We start from the raw sequence: 18,709 nt of genomic DNA on the forward strand, positions 1-18,709 counted from the left end.
GCCGTTGGAGGTCTACGCCGAGGTACTCAAGAAATCGGTCGCCGATCCGAACACCATTCAATAGCGTTGCGCTTGGTCATTGAGACCGCCGATCCTGACAGGCTGATCATCGATCAAGGTAGAGGGTTGCAGCTTTTCGCAACCAAGACCGATGACCATCACTTCATTTCCAAAATTCGGATTGTGCGTGATGTTCTTCAGCGTCCGAATAGGCACGATGGCGGCCGGGGCATTAATGGCAACCCCGCAACCATATGAATGATTAAGACCTACAACGTAGTCGACATTGGGAAAGCGTGGCAGCAACTCCTGCTTAATGCGCGACACCACATAGTCGACGGTCCCGGCAACGCACTGCACGCTGGTGGTTATGCCTAGCACATTACGCGTCCCGACACTGCCATCTGGATTGCGGTAGCCCTCAAAGGTGTACCCATCGAGCGGCTCCTGTTTGGTCACGGGTCGCGTCGCTAAAGGCAAGTCGTCCAACGATGGCGCTTCAGGTAGCCTCACATTCTCTTCATTAACGTGATCACCACGTGAAATTGCTGTGACGGCAGTACCAATAACCTCTGCATAACGAACCACCGGCTCATCGATGAGAATATCAGCCAGGGCAACCTTATGGCCTTGCGGGATTGCGGCTGTCACCACAAGGTCGCCGTTCAACACCTCACCTTCCGCCAAACCGCCCACCTCGACAACGATTGCAACGTTATCATCAGGGTGTACCTTGATAACTCTTTTTGCCGACTCAGCCATATTCCTACCTATAAGTTCTGGTTGCCGAGATCAGCTATAAGCTTGCTGATCATCTTTCTTGCCACGCCCTTTCAAGGACATCACGATGGAGAACGTGATCGAGGCAAGGATCAGTGCCCATAGGACCCAGGCAATAGGGCCTCGCGTGAAGAAAATGCCAAAGGTACCAAAAGATTCCAGGCTTTTGACAAAATAAACCTCAGCCGAGCTGCCCAGAATAAAGCCGATGATGAGAGGAGCCACTTCCAGGCCGACCTTCTGTACCAGATAGCCAAGAATGCCAAATATCAAGAGAGTCCATACATCAAACATGATGCCATAGTTGATCGCATAGGCACCCACCACACACATCATGATGATGAGCGGGAAAAGAATATTCTTGGGAACCAGCACTACCTTGGCGATATGTTTTATCGCAAAAAACATCACCAAGAACATCACGATGTTAGCAAACACCAGCGCCGTCATCATGATATACCAGGTGTCGGTATTCTCGGGAATGAAGAGCGGCCCCACCTGAATACCCTGCAGGGTAAAGGCACCGATTAGCACCGCCGTAGTAGAATCCCCCGGTATCCCTAGAGACAATAGCGGGATCAATGCGCCACCAGTCAAGGCGTTGTTGGCCGATTCAGATGCAATCACCCCTTGCGGCGCGCCTTTGCCCATCTGGGAAGAATCCTTGGAAAAATTCTTTTCCTGAGTATAAGCCAACACCGAAGCAGCACTCCCCCCGACCCCGGGCAGCATGCCGACAAAGGTGCCAATGAACGAAGAGCGAATCAAATTGGTCAAGCGCCCCTTATAAATGGACAACTTGAAAACACCGCTACTACCCAGCTTGACACGATCCCCACTTAAGTCATTTCTGACGCCTTTCTCAGCTTCAATAAGGATCGTTGACACGCCAAAGATACCGATCAATACGGGCAGCAATGAAAACCCATCGAAGAGATAGGGTTCCATAAAGTCGAACATCAAGCGCGTTTTACCGTTACCACCGTCTGAGACGCTATAGTCACCGATCAAACTTAGCCATACGCCAATAACGCCACTAAAGATGCCTACAAGCATACTTCTTGAAAGTGATGCAATCACCGTAAGCGCCAAGAAGATGATAAGGAACTTCTCGACATACGAGAATTTTATAGAAAAATAAGCCAAGGGCGGGGCAAACAGGAACAGTATCGCAGCACTAATCAAGCCGCCAACCAGCGAAGCGATGATACCGATCTTGAGCGCCTTCTCACCCTCCCCTCTCATGGCCATCGGGTGACCATCGAAGGTAGTGGTTATGGATGATGGTGTCCCAGGTATATTTAAAAGCACCGCAGGAACCATACCCCCCGATATTCCCCCTACATACAGGCCCAGCAACAGTGCCAACCCATGATGGAGCCCAAAGGCGTATGTCAGGGGCAGGCAAACCGCAACTGCCATTGTCGCCGTCATTCCCGGAATGGCACCGAAAATAACCCCAAGAACAGCACCCAAGCCGGCTAGCAGGAAAAATGTAAAGTCTAGATGAGAAACAAAATCCATCATATCACCCGATTATCAAGGGAGGGTAATGTAAAACACCTTGGCCATCACGAACCAGACGAGGGCAGGTGCGATTATGGAAATAGCCGTTATAATGGCAACTCCCTTCTTCGTCTTCTCATGCATATAAAGAAGCGACATCAGGAACACGAAAACCATCGAGACATATAAAAACCCGTAGCCTGTGTAGGGAAACATATCCCCCACCACATCCATGAGATAGAAATATGCCACGATCAAGGCTATCGACCCAAAGAAGCGATAATTATCTCTTGACTCACCAATGATAGGCATGGTCTTTTCCCCACGCCTCACTGCCGAAAGGAATGGCAGCATTTTGGTCACCAGCACCACGCCAAACAGACCGACCATGATCCAGGTAACTATCCTTGGAAAGAAAAGATGCGATGTCCCAAAATCTATTGAGACATTGAGCAGACTAGAAAGTCCCGATTCCATAGCGGCTCCGACTCAGGAATTATGATTCCCGTCTTGTCTTTATATACGATGGCACAAAATGACAGAAGGCCGGCAAACAGCGCCGGCCTTTTGTGATCTCACCGAATATTATTGATGATTTCCTCGTAGTCGGCCTTTTTCTCTTGAAGATATGCGGCGGACTCTGAAGAGGGTTTAAAATTAGGAATAAAGAACGAGTTCTTCTGAGTCTCCTGAATTTCACCTTCCTCGTAGATCTCGGCGAGAGCAGTATCAATTTGCTCGACGATGGCCTGATCCATGTCCTTGTTATAAAGGAAGAAGAATTCCTTATCGAAGGTGAATGCTTCATCGTCACCCATGGTGACGTTGACATTCGGCTCGACAAACTCAAGAAGCTGCTCGCGGGAAGTCTGTCCCAGGCCCTCTTCGGGCGCCTGCTGAATGGTTTCGTTACGTGCCGTCAGCCAGATAAAACGCATTGCGCGCTGATCATCTTCTTCCAGACGAGTATACTGCTCATTGGCCTGAACAGAACCATTGATGATATCGGCTTGACCATCGAAGAGCTGTTGGTTTTTATCGGCCTGCGAGCCGGTATTAACAGCAACCAAGTTATCTTCCATGCCCGGATGCTCAATCGCAACAGCATTCTTTAGCGCACTAAAGCCAATCTCGGATACGCCACCAGGCTGGATGGCCACTCGTACGGTTTCGCCCTCGGCCACCGCTGCAATCACGTCATCGAGTGACTGGTAGGGGGAATTCATCGGCACCAAGTAAGCATTACCCGGGTTGATAGCCAAGGTCGGTCCGACGTTGTACTTTTCGAAGATATCGTCGTAACCCTGCACACCATACAAATAGCCCAGATACGACATATCGTGGAAAATCATCAGCGTGTTGCCACGCGGATCACGATCCAGAGCACGGAAGGCAGCTGACACGCCCACGGCATCGACGCTCATATTGAGGTCGAGCTTTTCGGAGAGCTGATCGACGACGATACTTGAGTTCTGGTAGGTATCGCCACCCGTCGATGTGGAGCCGATCACGACCCGGATGTTGCCTTGCAGGGGGCCCTCGACAGCGTATGCCATACCACTGCCAACGACTACGGACATCATGGCAGCGGAACCGAATCCGATAAGAGTCTTGGATACTTTCATTATTTCACCTCATTGAACTTATTGTATCTTTATAGTTGCTTGGCGATACCAACCAGCTCCTCTAGCTGCTGGCGCTCCTCTTGAGTCGGCATTTCCAGCGGTGCTCTTACGTTGCCCGCCGGCCTGCCGATGATTGCTGCCCCGGCCTTGATCAGGCTGACAGCATAGCCCGCCTTGCGATCCCGCAGGTCCACAAAGGGGATGAAGAAATCGTTGGTGATCTGCTTGACCAAAGCGCTGTCGCCGCTACGTAGTGCCTTATAGAAGGTCACGGCCATGTCAGGCACGAAGTTGAATACCGCAGAAGAGTAGGTGTTCACCCCAATGGCGAGGTAAGCCTCGGCGAAAATCTCGGCGGTAGGTACGCCGCCGACGTAAACCAGCCGATCACCCACCGTCTTGACGATCTTGTTGAGCAACTGGATGTCACCCTTGCCATCCTTGAGGCCCACCAGGTTGGAGCACTGGTCTGCCAGCGCCTGCGCCGACTCGGCATTGAGAATGCCGTTGCCCCGGTTGTAGTAGATCATCGCCAGCGAGGTCGAGTCGCAGATCTGCTTGGCGTATTCGACCAGGCCATCCTGCGGGCACTCGGTCAGATACGGCGGCATCAGCAGGATACCGTCGGCGCCGGCCTCCTCGGCGGCCTTGGCAAAGGCCTTGCCGGTCTCGACGCTCAAGCCGGCGCTGGCGATCACCGGCAGCTTGCCGTCGACCACCTCGACCGCCACCTCGACCACGCGACGGAATTCATCGAGCGACAGGTTGAAGAACTCACCCGTGCCACCGGCGACGAAGACCGCAGAGATGTCGTGGCCGATGAACCACGCCAGGCGCTCACGATAGCTCGCCTCATCGAAGCGGCCTTGCTCATCGAAATCGGTGATGGGGAACGATAACAGCCCATCGCCTACTGCACGTTTCACTGCTTGGTTGGAAAACCTCACCCGTCTGCCCTCTTGCTCTGGAGGCTGAACGCCCCCGGTTTTCATCGACCGCCGATGCTTGTCGGTGTCATACATCATACAACATACAAGCTAGAGGTATTGTGCCCGGCGAACAAGCGGGAGAGAGTCAATTTCCGACTAAAGTTCAATCAAACGTGGGGGGCTAAATTACATAACCCATGAGATGCCTTGGCAGCAGCGAGGCACAGGCCAACCGTCTGCCGTGGGCTGATACCCCAGGTCGGCAGGACGCGCCCCCCACTGAATCACAGGGCCAGCGGGCAGCGCGGCCGGATCATGTCGGGTGTGTACTCAACGCAGCTCGCCCGGTGCCGTCAAACCACGCAGCGTGGCACAGCCCGCGGCCCACACCTCGGCCTCGAGGCTGGCCACCGCCGCGGTGGCGAAGCCCAACCCGCGAGCGCGGGGGCCTTCGCTAAGGCAGGCGGTCAGCTCACCGACCAGCGGCATATGGCTGACCAGCAGCAGCGGCTGGCCGGCATTGGCCTGCAGCCAGTCGATGACCGCCATTGGCGCGTCGTCGGGCGTAATGCAGTCCAGCGTGTCGAGCTCGCCACCCAGCGTCTCGGCGACTAGCGCGGCACTCTGCTGGGCGCGGATGAAGGGGCTGGCGACGATGCGCAGCGCCTGGCACTCGGCGTCGCTCAGCTCATCGGCCAGCCAGGCGGCCATGCGCTGCACATCGGCCTCACCGCGCGACGTAAGGCGCCGTGCCGCATCCGGCGAGCCCTGGGCGGCTTCGCCATGGCGCATGATCCACAGCCTTTCAATCGCCATCCTTGGTCTCCCGGCGGCGTGCCTGCTTGACGTCCTCGCGAGAGAGGATGAATTCCACGTCGCTGCTCTGCTCGCCCTGCATCAACATCTTGGCCATCTGTCGCGCCGGCACGTCGTTGAACAGCACCTGGTAGAGGCCTTCGGCCAGCGGCATGTAGATGCCATCGGCGTTGGCCTTGTCGCGCACCAGGCGCACGGTGTTGACGCCCTCGGCGACCTGGCCCAGCGCCTCGACGGCCTCGTCGAGGGTGCGCCCCTCGCCCAGCGCATGGCCGACCCGGTAGTTGCGTGACAGGTTCGACGAGCAGGTGACGATCAGGTCACCGACGCCGGCCAGCCCCAGGAACGTCATGGGGTTGGCGCCCTCCTCCACGGCGAAGCGGCTCATCTCGGCCAGCGCCCGGGTCATCAGCATGCTGCGGGTGTTCTCGCCCATGCCCAGCGCCGCGGCCATGCCGGCGGCGATGGCATAGATGTTCTTGAGCGCGCCGCCCAGCTCGACCCCGTAGCGGTCATTGCTGGCATAGACCCGAAAGTAGTCGCAGCCGAGCACGCTCTGCACCCGCGCACGGGTCAGCGGATCATCGCTGGCGATGACCGTGGCGGTGAGCTGCTTCTGGGCCACCTCGGAGGCCAGGTTGGGCCCCGAAAGTACGCCGATATGGCCAAAGCCGGTCTCCTCCTCGAGGATCTGGCTCATCAGCTTGAACCCCTCCTCCTGGATGCCCTTGGTGGTGCTCACCAGGATCTGCTCGGCATTCAAGTAGGGCCGCGCCTGGCGCACCACCTCGCGAAACGCCTTGGAGGGGATCGCCACCAGCACCAGCTCGGCAGCGTCCAGCACCTCGGCCATATCGCTGCTGGCGTGCACCGCCGGGTTGATGACGTAGTCCGGCAGGTAGCGCGAGTTGCGCTGGTCGCGGTTGATCTCCTCGGCCAGTGCTGCGTCGCGCAGCCACTGGCGCACCGCACAGCCGTTGTCGGCGGCGATGCTGGCCAGGGCGGTGCCGAAGCTGCCGCCGCCGAGCACCGCCACCCGGGTGGGTTGTTGTGACATGGTTGCCTCTGAGCCTATTGAGGTTAACGTTACGCCGAATGGTAACCAAAAACGCCCCTCGAGAGGGGCGTTGGAGGACAAAAGATCGCAGCAGGATGGCTATTCGATCAACGGAATCAGGGTGTCGATGCTGTCCCGCGCATCGCCGTAGAACATCCGCGTATTGTCCTTGAAGAACAGCGGGTTCTCGATGCCCGAGTAGCCGGTGCCCTGGCCACGCTTGCACACGATTACCACCCTGGAGCGCCACACCTCGAGCACCGGCATGCCAGCAATCGGGCTATTGGGGTCGTCCTGGGCAGCGGGATTGACGATATCGTTGGAGCCGATGACGATCACCACGTCAGTACTGGGGAGATCGTCATTGATCTCGTCCATCTCCAGCACGATGTCGTAGGGTACCTTGGCCTCGGCCAGCAGCACGTTCATGTGCCCCGGGAGACGCCCGGCCACCGGGTGGATGGCGAAGCGCACTTCCTTGCCCGCGGCGCGCAGCTTGCGGGTCAATTCGCTCACCGCGTTTTGCGCCTGGGCCACCGCCATGCCATAGCCCGGCACGATGACCACGCTGTCGGCATTGTTGAGCGATGCGGCCACGCCACCGGCGTCGATGGCCACCTGCTCGCCCTCGATCTCCGCCGCCGGCCCGCTGGTGCCGCCAAAGCCGCCGAGGATCACACTGAGGAAGTTGCGGTTCATCGCCTTGCACATGATGTAGGAGAGAATCGCCCCGCTCGAGCCGACCAGCGCCCCGGTAACGATCAGCAGATCGTTGGAGAGCGTAAAGCCGATGGCCGCCGCTGCCCAGCCGGAGTAGCTGTTGAGCATCGATACCACCACCGGCATGTCGGCACCGCCGATGCCCATGATCAGGTGATAGCCGATGAAGAACGACAGCGCCGCCAGCACCAGCAGCGTCCAGAAACCGGCGCCGTTCAGGTAGGCGATGGCCAGCAGCAGGCACAGCCCAGCCGCCACGGCGTTGAGCAGGTGGCCACCAGGCAGCTGCTTGGGCTTTCCGTCGACCTTGCCGGCCAGCTTGCCGAAGGCGATCACCGAGCCGGTGAAGGTCACCGCCCCGATGAAGATGGCGAATACCACCTCGAGCTGCAGGAAGGTCAGCTCGTCGGGCGCCTTGGTGGCAACCAGCGCGGCAAAGGCCGAGAATTCCTCGACCGCCCCTTCGGTGGCGCGTACCGCCAGCACCCGGCGCCGCTCGAGGTCGGCGCTCCAGGCCACGAACACCGCGGCCAGGCCGACGAAGCTGTGCAGCGCCGCCACCAGCTGCGGCATCTCGGTCATCGCCACCTGCTTGGCGACCTTCCAGCCGATCACCGCGCCGGCGATGATCATCGGAATCATCAGCCAGTAGGCGCCGATGCCCGGCCCCAGAGCGGTGAACACCACCGCCAACGCCATGCCGACGATGCCATACCACACTGCCCGTTTGGCTTTTTCTTGATTGCTCAGCCCGCCCAGCGACAGGATGAACAGCACACTCGCCGCAATTGCCGCGGCAGATACGAATCCTTGACCCAACATAGTCTGTCTCCGCCGCTCAGGATTTCTGGAACATGGCCAGCATCCGGCGTGTCACCAGGAAGCCACCCACGATATTGATCGTTGCAATCAGCACCGAGATCGCGGCCAACAGCACCACGACCCAGTTGCCCGAGCCGATCTGCAGCACCGCGCCGAGGATGATGATCCCCGAGATCGCGTTGGTAACTGCCATCAGCGGCGTGTGCAACGAATGACTGACGTTCCAGATCACCTGAAAACCGACGAAGCAGGCCAGCACGAAGACGATCAGGTGCTGCATGAACGACGCCGGGGCGATCTGCCCGAGCAGCAGCATCAGCGCCCCGCCGGCGCCGAGCAGCGTCAGCTGACGCTTGGTCTGGGCCTTGAAGGTGGCAAGTTCGGCGGCCTTCTTCTCCTCGGGGGTCGGCGCTTTCTCCTTGGGCTTGGGTTTGGCCGCGGCAATCGCCTTGACCTTGGGCGGCGGCGGCGGGAAGGTCACCTCGCCCTGGTGGGCCACCGTGGCGCCGCGGATCACGTCATCCTCCATGTCGTGGACGATGGCGCCGTCCTTCTCCGGCGTCAGGTCGGTAAGCATGTGCCGCACGTTGGTGGCGTAGAGCAGCGAGGCCTGGGTCGCCATGCGCGAGGGGAAGTCGGTGTAGCCGACCACCACTACGCCGTTGTCGCTGACCACCCGCTGGTCGGGCTGGGTCAGGTCGCAGTTGCCGCCCTTCTCGGCGGCCAGGTCGATGATCACCGAGCCCGGTTTCATGGCCGCGACCATATCCTCCAGCCACAGCTTGGGGGCCGGCTGGCCGGGGATCAGCGCGGTGGTGATGACGATATCCACCTCCGGCGCCTGCTCGCGGAACAGCGCCAGCTGTTTCTCGCGGAACTCGGGGCTCGAGGGTTTGGCGTAGCCGCCGCTCTCGGACCCGTCGGCGCTGTCATCGAAGTCGAGAAACAGGAACTCGGCACCCATGGATTCGATCTGCTCGGCCACTTCGGGGCGCACATCGAAGGCGCGAACCACCGCCCCCAGGCTGGTCGCGGTGCCGATCGCGGCAAGCCCCGCCACTCCGGCGCCGATTATCAGCACCTTGGCCGGGGGCACCTTGCCGGCGGCGGTCACCTGGCCGGTGAAGAAGCGCCCAAAGTTGTTGCCGGCCTCGATCACCGCGCGGTAGCCGGCGATATTGGCCATCGAGGAGAGCGCATCCATCTTCTGGGCCCGCGAGATGCGCGGCACCATGTCCATGGCGATCACGCTGGCACCACTGGCCCGGCAGCGCTCCAGCAGCGCCTCCTGCTGGGCCGGCCAGAAGAAGCTGATCAGCGTCTGCCCTTCGCGCAGCAGATCGGCCTCGGCCTCCGACGGCTCGCGCACCTTGATCACCACCTCGGCCTCGCGCCACAGCGCCTCGGCGCTATCGACCAGGGTAACGCCGGCCTCGCGGTAGGCGTCGTCATCAAAGCCAGCGGCCAGGCCGGCGCCGCGCTCCACCAGGCACTCGTGTCCGAGCTTGTGGATGTGTCCAGCGCTCTCCGGAGTCAGGGCCACTCGGGCCTCACCGGCAAACGTCTCCTTGGGTGCTCCAATTTTCACGTGCATTCCCCTCCTTGTCATCGAAGCTAGGCGTGATGGCGTATTGTTGTGGGTCGAGCCGTCAGTAGTGCCTGACGACCTCCAGGGTCGAAGCGATCTCTGCATATTCGCCGTCGAGCAGCGCCAGGTTCAAGCGCTGCACTTCTTCGGCAGGCCAACGCTGGCCGTGGCGGTCTTCCACCGCGAAGGTGGCGCAGGCATCCTCGACCACGCTGACGGCGAAGTCGAGGCAGGCAGCATGACGCACCGTGGTACTCACTGAATGCGCGGTGGCGACACCCGCCACGACCAGACGCGCCACGCCGTGGCGGCGCAGCCAGATTTCTAGGTCGGTGCCGATAAAGGCGCTGTTGACGTGCTTGGTGACCACGCGCTCGCCCTGGCGTGGCATCACGCACTCCTTGAAGTCGGCGCCGGGCTGGCCCGAACGATAGGGCGAGCGCGGCGTACGCGAGAAGTGTCGCACGTGCACGATATTGCCGTTGCCACCGCGCCAGCAGGCCAGCAGATCGGCCAGCCGCGCCTCCATCTCGGGATTGTTGCGCTCACCCCAGTAGCGGGTGTCGTCGATGGCCTGCTGGACATCGATGATCATCAGCGCCGCACCCTCGTCGCGGGCATCGCAGATGCGTAGCTTGGTCTGGCCGACCTGACGATTCATTGCGCTGCCTCTTGCGGGAATTCACTGCAGCATAGGCGTTGAACGGCGACTCTGCCGACCGCCCAGCCAACGCGCGGGAAATTCGCGGCCCCAGACGCAGAAAGCCCCGCCGGCGTAGCGCCGTCGGGGCCATCGATGCTTACCCGACTCGGGAGGTGTTAGGCGTCAGGCGGTGAGCAGCGCGTTGAGACGCTTGACGTAGGCCGCCGGATCGTCGAGATGACCACCCTCGGCGATGATCGCCTGGTCGAGCAGGATCCGCGCCAGGTCGCCGAAGGCCTCGCCCTCGGCGCCCTCGAGGCGGCCCACCAGGGCGTGCTCGGGGTTGAGCTCGAGGATCGGCTTGACCTCCGGCAGCGGCTGGCCGGCGGCTTCCATGATGCGGCGCATCTGGAAGCCCATCTCGTTCTCGGGGAGCACCACGCAGGCCGGCGAGTCGGTCAGGCGATGAGTGACCTTGACCTCCTGGACCTCTTCTCCCAGCGCCTCCTTGACGCGCTTGAGCAGGTCTTCCTTGGCCTTGGCGGTCTCCTCCTGGGCCTTCTTCTCCTCCTCGCCTTCGATCTCGCCGAGGTCCAGCTCGCCCTTGGCCACGTCGACGAAGGACTTGCCGTCGAACTCGGTAAGGTGGCTCATCAGCCACTCGTCGATGCGGTCGGAGAGCAGCAGCACTTCGATGCCCTTCTTGCGGAAGATCTCCAGGTGCGGGCTGTTCTTGGCCGCATTGAAGCTGTCGGCGACGATGTAGTAGATCTTCTGCTGGCCTTCCTGCATGCGCTCGACGTAGGCCGCCAGTGACTGGTCCTGGGTGGTGCTGTCAGTGTGGGTGGTGGCGAAACGCAGCAGCCCGGCGATCTTGTCGCGGTTGGCGTAGTCCTCGGCGGGGCCCTCCTTGAGCACGCTGCCGAAGGTATTCCAGAAGGTCTGGTAGGCCGCATCGTCCTTGGCCAGCTTCTTGAGCATGTCCAGCGAGCGCTTGGTCAGCGCGCTCTTCATCTTCTCGACCTGCGGGTCCTGCTGCAGCAGCTCTCGGGATACGTTGAGCGACAGGTCCTTGGTGTCCACCACGCCCTTGATGAAGCGCAGGTAGAGCGGCAGGAACTGCTCGGCGTCATCCATGATGAACACGCGCTGCACATAGAGCTTGACGCCGCGGGCGCCGTCGCGCTCGTAGAGGTCGAAGGGCGCACGGCCGGGCACGTAGAGCAGGCTGGTGTACTCGAGCTTGCCCTCGACCTTGTTATGGCTCCAGGTCAGCGGATCGCTGAAATCATGGGCGACGTGCTTGTAGAAGGCCTTGTAGTCGTCGTCGCTGAGGTCGCTCTTGGGCCGCACCCACAGCGCGGTGGCCTCGTTGACGGTCTCCCAGGTGGTGACGTCGCTGCCCTCGATGGGGTTGCCGTCTTCGTCCTTGGCAGACTCGACCTTGGGCATGCGCACAGGCACGTCGATATGGTCGGAGTACTTGCGGATCAGGCTCTTGAGCCGGAAGTCGTCAGCGAACTCCTTGGCGTCGTCCTTGAGGTAGAGCACGATCTCGGTGCCGCGGGCGGGACGTTCGATCTCGGCGATGGTGAACTCGCCCTCGCCCTTGGAGCGCCACTCTACGCCGGCCTCGCTGGGCTCCCCGGCACGGCGTGTCCGCACGACGACCTCGTCGGCGACGATGAACCCGGAGTAGAAGCCGACGCCGAACTGGCCGATCAGCTTGGCGTCCTTCTGCTGCTCGCCGGAGAGCTGCTGGAGGAACTCGGCGGTGCCACTGCGGGCGATGGTGCCGAGGTTCTTGATCACCTCGTCGCGGTTCATGCCGATGCCGGTGTCGCGCAGGGTCACGCTATTGGCCTCGGCGTCGACCTCGATCTCGACCCGCAGCTCGCTGTCGTTCTCGTACAGCGCATCGTTGTCCAGTGCCTCGTAGCGCAGCTTGTCGCAGGCGTCGGCGGCATTGGAAATCAGCTCACGCAGGAAGATCTCCCGGTTGGAGTACAGGGAGTGGATCATCAGATGCAGTAGCTGCTTGACCTCGGTCTGAAAACCCAGGGTTTCTTCTTGAGTGGCAGTGGCCATGGAACGAGCCCTCATAGGATCACAGTGAAAAAAGGCAGCCTCTCGGCGCCAGATCGTAACGTGATCGTGATATGGGGCTCAGCGTGCGCTTTTCAAGCGTTGCGGTTGATCAGCGAGGCGGCGTCGGGGTCGGCCAGGGCGAAGTGCAGTCGCGCCGTGGCCACCGGCTGCGCCTCGCTCTGCTGCCAGGCGGTGACCTGGACGTTGGCCATGCGCTTGCCCTCGCGCAGCAGCCGGCAGCGCGCCTGGGTCGGCGCCAGCCGCGCCGCCTGCAGAAAGTCGATGGAGAAGTCGATGATCTTGGGCAGCCGCGGCTCGCGGGTGGCCAGCATCAGGTCCAGCGAGGCGGCGGTCTCCATGAATGCTGCCACCACCCCGCCGTGCAGCGCCGGCAGCAGGACATTGCCGACGTTGCCCTGCTGCGGCGCCAGGTGGAAGAGCACGCCGTGGTCGTCGACCTCGGCGCTGACGCCGATGCGCCGGGCATAGGGCACCAGCGCCAACCACGCCTCCAGGTCGCCATGCTCGCGGGTGTGAGCCAGCCACTGGCTGGCGATCGATGTCTCGAACATGTGCTACTCCTCGCCGAACAGCGCCGCGGCAAAACCCGGCGGCGTATTGCGCGGGCCCAGGCGCACGAAGTTGCCGATACCGCGGGCCACGATGCGTTCCGGCTGCTGCCAGACCCGCCCCTCGGTAAACACCACCGACTCGGAGATGCGCACCACCCAGGCCTCACCGTGCAGGTCGTGACCGGCCAGCGCCGGCCGGTAGTGGTCGACGCGCAGATCGAGGGTCGGACACACCTCCGGCTCGGGCAGGCCGCACAGCACCGCCGAGCCGCACAGGGTATCCAGCAGCATGCTCAGCACGCCGCCGTGCACCAGCCCGCGCTGGCTGTCGCCGAGCAGGTCGTCGTGCCACGGCAAGCGCATGGTCACCCTGGGCGGCGCAGCCTCCACCACCTCGAGCCCCAGCGCTTGGGTATGGGGAATCACCTGCACGAAGCGCGTCAGCGCCGCCTGCCAGGCCTCGGGTGTACGTTCACCACCGGTGCTCATCGCCGCCTCGATTGACTATTCAAACGTATGATTGTCTATTTAGCGTCAAATCCCCTGCACCGGCAACGTCGACCTTAGCCGCCCCTGTCGCCGCTGCGCGACACTACTCAGCGGGCGGCGCATCGGCGAGGATAGACAGGTCGAGTCCCTACGCACCGAGAGGCACCGCCGTCATGCAGCATATTCGTCTCGCCAGGGGTGTCGTCACCCTGTTTACCGCCCTGGCCCTCAGCCTGCCACTTCACGCCGACCAGAGCCGCGACCAGGCCATGCGCGACGCCCTGGAAGCAGCCCGCAACCAGGAGTGGAGCCGCATCGATGCCGCCGGCATCGACGACCACTTGCTGGCCGGCTACGTCGAGTACCATCGTCTGCGCGCGCGCCTGCCCCAGGCCGAGCCGGGTCAGATCCTCGACTTCATGGAGCGCCACGCCGACTCGCCGCTGGCCGAGTGGATGCGCGGCCAGGCTCAGAGCCGCTACGGCCAGGCCGGCCGCTTCGGTAGCCTGTTGGCGATCAGCGACGGCGTGCCCAGCGGCGGCGAACGCCAGTGCTACTACTACACCGCCCTGCTCGGCAGCGACCCGGCCGCCGCCGCCGAGGGCGGTCGCGAGCTGTGGATGGTCGGGCACTCCCAACCCTCGGCCTGCGACACCCTGTTCAATCGTCTGCGCGCCAGCGGCGAGATCAGCGCCGAGGACGTCTGGGGGCGCAAGATGCTGGCCTGGCAGAGCGGCGAAAGCGGCCTGATGAGCTATCTCGGGCGGCTGCTCGGCAGCGACTGGGACGACGCCCGCGACGCCGTGGAGCGCCTGCGCGGCGACTACGCCGCGGTGACCCAGGTGCCGGCGAGGGTCGGCCCCGACGGGCGCGGCAGCAGCGCGATGTTCGCCGCCGCCATGCACGGCTTCACGCGTGCCGATACCGAAGCAGCACTGGAGGCGTGGCGCAAGATCGCGCCGCATCTCAATATCGACAGCGACGCCCGCCACGACATCGAACACGACCTGGCGTTCTACTCCATGGTCCGCGACGTGCGCCAGAACCTGGCCTGGGTCGACGAGGCCCTGCCGCGGCTGGTCAGCGGCAGCCTGTATGAGCTGCGCGTACGCAACGCCCTGGCCCGCCGCGACTGGCAGGACGCCCGGCAGTGGCTGGAGAGAATGCCCGAGGACACCCTCAGCGACAGCCGCTGGCAGTACTGGCTGGCACGCAGCAACGAGATGCTGGGCAATAGCGAGGCGGCCCGTGCCGCCTATCAGCGCGCGGCCCAGGGGCGCAGCTTCTTCGCCTTCGCCGCCGCCGATCGTATCGACCAGCCCTATCAACTCAACATGGAGCGCGCCGCGTTCAACGACGACTACCGCCAGGAGGTCGCCAACTGGCCGGTGGTGCAGCGCACCGAGGCGCTGATGCGCATCGGCGAGCAGGGCCTGGCCAACAGCGAGTGGTATGCCGCCGTGGCCCGCGCCAGCAACCAGGAGGCCCACGCCCTGGCCGACTACGCCCAGCGCCAGGGCTGGTACGCCAAGCTGGTGCAAACCACCATCACCGGCCAGATGTGGGATGCCCTGGAGTGGCGCTTCCCGCAGGCGTTCCATGAGGAGTTCCTGCACTGGGGGCGGATGACCGGCGTCGACCCCTACCTGCTGATGGGCATCGCCCGCCGAGAGAGCGCCTACAACACCGAGGCGCTGTCGCCGGCCGGCGCCCGCGGCCTGATGCAGATCATGCCCGGCACCGCCACCCAGCTCAGCCGCCAGCTGGGCATCAGCGACCCGGGCCCCTACGGCGTACTCGACCCGGCGCTCAATATCCGCCTCGGCAGCACCTACATCCGCGACATGACCAACCGCTACAGCGGCAATCGCCTGGCCGCCGCCGCCGCCTACAACGCGGGCCCCGGCCGTGTCGACCGCTGGCTGCGCGACGCACCGGAGGAGTTCGACCTGTTCGTCGAGAGCATCCCGTTCCGCGAAACCCGCGACTACGTGCAGGCGGTGCTCGCCTACCGGGTGATCTTCGAGAGCCTGGCCAACGGCGGCGACAGCCGCGGCGTGGCGATGCTCACCCCGGCCGAGCGCAACGTGCGCTATGACGCCTCGCTACTGGCCCGCAACTGAACAGCGCCCCGCGCTAAGCGGGGCGCTGTTCAAGGGCCAGCTTCACACCAAAGCCAATCAGCACCGTGCCGGTGGCCCCCTCCAGGCAGCGCGACACCCAGCGCTTGGCCAGCCACTGGCCGGCGCGCCCCACCGTCAGCACGATGGCGATCTGCCACAGGTTGGCGATCAGGAAATGCACTCCGGCCAGCCACAGCGACTTGAGCAGGGCCGGGTCGCTGGGCGCGATGAACTGCGGCAGAAAGGCCATGTAGAAGACCACCGTCTTGGGATTGAGCACGTTGGACAGCAGCCCCTCACGCAGCGGCACCCAGGCCGGCACAGGCGAGCGTGCGGTGCCCATGGCGGCGACCGGCAGCGCCACGCCGCGCCGCGCGCTGAGCAGACTCTGCACGCCGAGCCAGATCAGGTAGGCGGCGCCCACCAGCTTGAGCAGATGAAAGGCCCAGGCCGACTGCAGCAGAATCAGCGAGATCCCCAGCGCCGACACCGCGGCGTGCACGAACAGCCCGCAGCAGATCGCCAGGCTGGTGAGTACCCCGTCGCGCACGCCGCCCCGCGCGGTGTTGCGAATCACCAGCAGGGTGTCCACTCCGGGGCTCATGGTGAGCAGGATAATAGCGATCAGAAAGGGCCAGAACTGGGCGTCCAGCAGCATGCAGGCAATCCTCCGGGCGATATCGGCGGACGCCATACTACGCTATCTCTGCCAACGGCGAGAGCCCAGCGGCAGGCCCGGAGATTATCTGGACGCTCTGGTTTTTTCCATCTACAGTTGGGTTGGCGGGCATCGCAAGCGGATTGGCAGCGACATATTGACGCTGCCGCCACGCGCTGATGCACTATCCGCTGCGTTGGTTTGCAGGTTGAATGACGTCAGTTGTTGATCGATTCCTTCGAGACTCCCCGTGCGCTTTCACCTTCGCTCGACCTACGCACTACGGGCTCGCTCATGCGACGCATGGCGGCCCAGCACCATCATTTAGTTAGTTAAGGAAATCGACAATGGCAACTGGCACTGTCAAGTGGTTCAACGACACCAAGGGCTACGGCTTCATCTCTCCGGACGACGGCGGCGATGACCTGTTCGCGCACTTCTCCGAAATCCAGGCTGAAGGCTTCAAGACCCTGCAGGACGGCCAGAAGGTGACCTTCGAGGTCACTCAGGGCAAGAAAGGCCTTCAGGCCGCCAACATCAAGGTTGCCAACTAAGCGTTGCTGCCTTGATTCCCGCCAGTTGCCCAGGCCATCCATGCGTTCTTGACATCAACAGGTGTGAATCGCATTAACGCTGCAAGCAAGTGGTAGGAAAAAGGGCCACCCTCTTGGGTGGCCCTTTTTTGTGGCGTTGGATCAGTTCTGGGTGTCGGGCGAACTGAACTCGTCGTCGAAGGCGCCTTGCGACGGCGAATCACCAACATCCGGCTCGTCGAACTGGCTTTCGTCGAACTCGAAGTCGCCAGCCTCGCTACCCGGCTGCTGGCTCTCGACCTCCTCGAACTGCTCCTCGATCTGACGCTGAGCCTCCTCGAAGCGACGCTCGGTCTCTTCCATAAAGGCGTCAATGTCCGAGTCGCTGGTCTCGCCCGGCAGGGCCGTGTCGTCGTCCAGGGTACCCGGGCCTTCGCCAAGGGTCTCGCCGGTATCGAGGTCCTCGGCCGCGTCGGCCTCAAAGGGATCCTCATCGCTAGCCAACGGCTCGTCGTCGCCCAGGGCCGGCTCCTCCTCCGGTGCGGCGGCGTCCGGCTCGTCGACGGCCTCATCGTCCTGGGTGTCGGGCATCGCCACGTCGTCGGCATCGTCGTCGACCGGTGCCGCGCCGTTGGTCTCCTCGACCGGCTCATCTTCCACCACCGGCTCATCATCGCCGTTACCACAGGCGGTCAGTCCCAGGCTCAGCGCCAGCGCCATGGCTGCCGGTATCCAGGGTTTATGCCTCATGTCCACCTCTCCTTTGATATCACGGCGTTACGGTTGAACAGTATTTGACCAGAGGCGTGGGCTGGCCACAAGTCCGATCAATCAACAGCCGGGGGCCAAGCTCATCAACGGGCACTTGGCCGGCAACAGCAGCGCCAGCTCGCCGGGCAGCACCTCGGCCTCGAAATGCTTCCACTCGAAGGGCTCGCCATCGAGGGTCAGCGGCAGCTCTGCGTCACTGTCGAAACGTAGCCGCGTGGTCTGAAAGTAGTTCACGTAGTCGCCGCAGGCCGGCAGTGCTGCGAGTTCGTCGAGGGCCTGCCTGAGGCCGCTGAGCGATTCGAAGTCGCGCACGATCAGTACCTCCAGCAGGCCATCGTCGAGCTTGGCCGAGGGTGCCAGTCGCTGGCCGCCACCGGCCTGGCAGCCGTTGCCGATGGCCAGCAGGAACAGCGGCGCATCGCTTTCGCCCTCCGGCCAGCTCAGCCGCCCCTGGTAGGGCTGGTAGCGCCAGGCCTGCAGCGCCCCCATCAGCGAGTAGGCCCCGCCGCCGAGCATTCGTTTCATGGCCTTGGGCGTGCTCGAGGTGACCTCGGCACCAAAACCGCAGGAGGCCATGTTGAGATAGTACTGGCCGCCCAGGCATACCACGTCGGCCCACCGCGGGCTGGCTTCGAGTGCCAGTGCCAGCGCCAGACGCGGCTCCAGCGGAATGCCTGCGCCGTTGGCGAAGTCGTTGGCACTGCCCAGCGGCAGCACGCCGAGCGCCGGGCGCTCGGCTCGGTCGAGCTGCATCAGGCCGTTGACCAGCTCATTGACGGTGCCGTCACCGCCGCCGGCAATCAGTCGCGAGACGCCCTCGCGACTGGCTTCTGCGCAGAACCGCAGCGCATCGCCAGCCTCCCAGGTGACCCGCACCTCGAGATTGGCACCCGCTTTACGCAGCGCCTTGATCGCCTCCCTGACCTCCGGTATCTGGGCCGACTTGCCGTTGAGAATTACGCGTGCTCTATCGTCTGTCATGAGTTCCG

General features: G+C 62.5%; 18 protein-coding genes. 2 read left to right on the forward strand and 16 right to left on the reverse strand.

The genetic code is table 11. The annotated features are described in order from the left end of the window. Positions 1-57: 57 nt before the first annotated feature. The 13 genes from QC821_RS05920 to QC821_RS05980 form a co-directional block, all read right to left on the reverse strand. Positions 58-762: a UxaA family hydrolase gene (locus tag QC821_RS05920; RefSeq protein ID WP_309718297.1), complete on the reverse strand. Its 705-nt coding sequence runs from the start codon at positions 760-762 to the stop codon at positions 58-60. A 30-nt stretch (positions 763-792) separates the two neighbouring features. Then, a complete protein-coding gene (locus tag QC821_RS05925) occupies positions 793-2,304 on the reverse strand; it encodes a tripartite tricarboxylate transporter permease (protein ID WP_309718299.1) in 1,512 nt (503 codons plus the stop codon). Between the two features lie 15 nt (positions 2,305-2,319). Then, a complete protein-coding gene (locus QC821_RS05930) occupies positions 2,320-2,763 on the reverse strand; it encodes a tripartite tricarboxylate transporter TctB family protein (protein ID WP_309718300.1) in 444 nt (147 codons plus the stop codon). 98 nt (positions 2,764-2,861) lie between these two features. Further along, positions 2,862-3,911: an ABC transporter substrate-binding protein gene (locus QC821_RS05935; protein WP_309718302.1), complete on the reverse strand. Its 1,050-nt coding sequence runs from the start codon at positions 3,909-3,911 to the stop codon at positions 2,862-2,864. Between the two features lie 29 nt (positions 3,912-3,940). Next, on the reverse strand, positions 3,941-4,858 hold the full coding sequence (kdgD, locus tag QC821_RS05940; protein ID WP_309718304.1) for a 5-dehydro-4-deoxyglucarate dehydratase: 918 nt from the start codon (positions 4,856-4,858) through the stop codon (positions 3,941-3,943). A 312-nt stretch (positions 4,859-5,170) separates the two neighbouring features. Next, positions 5,171-5,656, reverse strand: coding sequence for a phosphohistidine phosphatase SixA (sixA, locus tag QC821_RS05945; RefSeq protein WP_309718307.1), 486 nt, complete (start codon positions 5,654-5,656; stop codon positions 5,171-5,173). Beyond that, the gene (locus tag QC821_RS05950) at positions 5,646-6,713 is read right to left on the reverse strand and encodes an NAD(P)H-dependent glycerol-3-phosphate dehydrogenase (protein WP_309718309.1); all 1,068 of its coding nucleotides are present in this window, start codon (positions 6,711-6,713) and stop codon (positions 5,646-5,648) included. The genes sixA and QC821_RS05950 overlap by 11 nt, the downstream gene beginning before the upstream one ends. Before the next feature lie 99 nt (positions 6,714-6,812). Then, on the reverse strand, positions 6,813-8,255 hold the full coding sequence (locus QC821_RS05955) for an NAD(P)(+) transhydrogenase (Re/Si-specific) subunit beta (protein ID WP_309718311.1): 1,443 nt from the start codon (positions 8,253-8,255) through the stop codon (positions 6,813-6,815). A gap of 16 nt (positions 8,256-8,271) precedes the next feature. Continuing rightward, a complete protein-coding gene (locus tag QC821_RS05960; RefSeq protein ID WP_309718314.1) occupies positions 8,272-9,843 on the reverse strand; it encodes a Re/Si-specific NAD(P)(+) transhydrogenase subunit alpha in 1,572 nt (523 codons plus the stop codon). A gap of 61 nt (positions 9,844-9,904) precedes the next feature. Next, the gene (locus QC821_RS05965; RefSeq protein ID WP_309718317.1) at positions 9,905-10,504 is read right to left on the reverse strand and encodes a cysteine hydrolase family protein; all 600 of its coding nucleotides are present in this window, start codon (positions 10,502-10,504) and stop codon (positions 9,905-9,907) included. A 165-nt stretch (positions 10,505-10,669) separates the two neighbouring features. Then, positions 10,670-12,574 (reverse strand): molecular chaperone HtpG, encoded by a 1,905-nt coding sequence (gene htpG, locus QC821_RS05970; protein ID WP_309718320.1) that lies wholly within the window; start codon positions 12,572-12,574, stop codon positions 10,670-10,672. Between the two features lie 92 nt (positions 12,575-12,666). Beyond that, the gene (locus QC821_RS05975; RefSeq protein WP_309718323.1) at positions 12,667-13,146 is read right to left on the reverse strand and encodes a PaaI family thioesterase; all 480 of its coding nucleotides are present in this window, start codon (positions 13,144-13,146) and stop codon (positions 12,667-12,669) included. 3 nt (positions 13,147-13,149) lie between these two features. Further along, a complete protein-coding gene (locus QC821_RS05980; RefSeq protein ID WP_309718326.1) occupies positions 13,150-13,635 on the reverse strand; it encodes a PaaI family thioesterase in 486 nt (161 codons plus the stop codon). Between the two features lie 173 nt (positions 13,636-13,808). Between QC821_RS05980 and QC821_RS05985 the strand changes: the two genes are divergently transcribed. Then, entirely contained in the window at positions 13,809-15,758 is a 1,950-nt protein-coding gene (locus QC821_RS05985) for a transglycosylase SLT domain-containing protein (RefSeq protein WP_309718329.1), read from the forward strand. Between the two features lie 13 nt (positions 15,759-15,771). Here the strand turns inward: QC821_RS05985 and QC821_RS05990 are convergent, their stop codons facing one another. After that, positions 15,772-16,416 carry a LysE family translocator gene (locus QC821_RS05990; protein WP_309718332.1) on the reverse strand — a complete coding sequence of 215 codons (645 nt, stop codon included), beginning with the start codon at positions 16,414-16,416 and terminating at the stop codon, positions 15,772-15,774. Positions 16,417-16,763: 347 nt separating this feature from the next. Here QC821_RS05990 and QC821_RS05995 point away from each other — a divergent pair, with 347 nt between their 5' ends. Beyond that, a complete protein-coding gene (locus tag QC821_RS05995) occupies positions 16,764-16,970 on the forward strand; it encodes a cold-shock protein (RefSeq protein ID WP_076748693.1) in 207 nt (68 codons plus the stop codon). Between the two features lie 141 nt (positions 16,971-17,111). On the opposite strand, the gene QC821_RS06000 is transcribed toward QC821_RS05995, so the two are convergent. Both QC821_RS06000 and yegS read right to left on the reverse strand, forming a co-directional pair. Further along, a complete protein-coding gene (locus QC821_RS06000; RefSeq protein ID WP_309718336.1) occupies positions 17,112-17,699 on the reverse strand; it encodes a hypothetical protein in 588 nt (195 codons plus the stop codon). A gap of 81 nt (positions 17,700-17,780) precedes the next feature. After that, a complete protein-coding gene (gene yegS, locus QC821_RS06005) occupies positions 17,781-18,701 on the reverse strand; it encodes a lipid kinase YegS (RefSeq protein ID WP_309718339.1) in 921 nt (306 codons plus the stop codon). Positions 18,702-18,709 lie beyond the last annotated feature (8 nt).

This window comes from Franzmannia qiaohouensis (genome assembly GCF_031451695.1).
GTDB classification, from domain to species: Bacteria; Pseudomonadota; Gammaproteobacteria; order Pseudomonadales; family Halomonadaceae; genus Franzmannia; species Franzmannia qiaohouensis.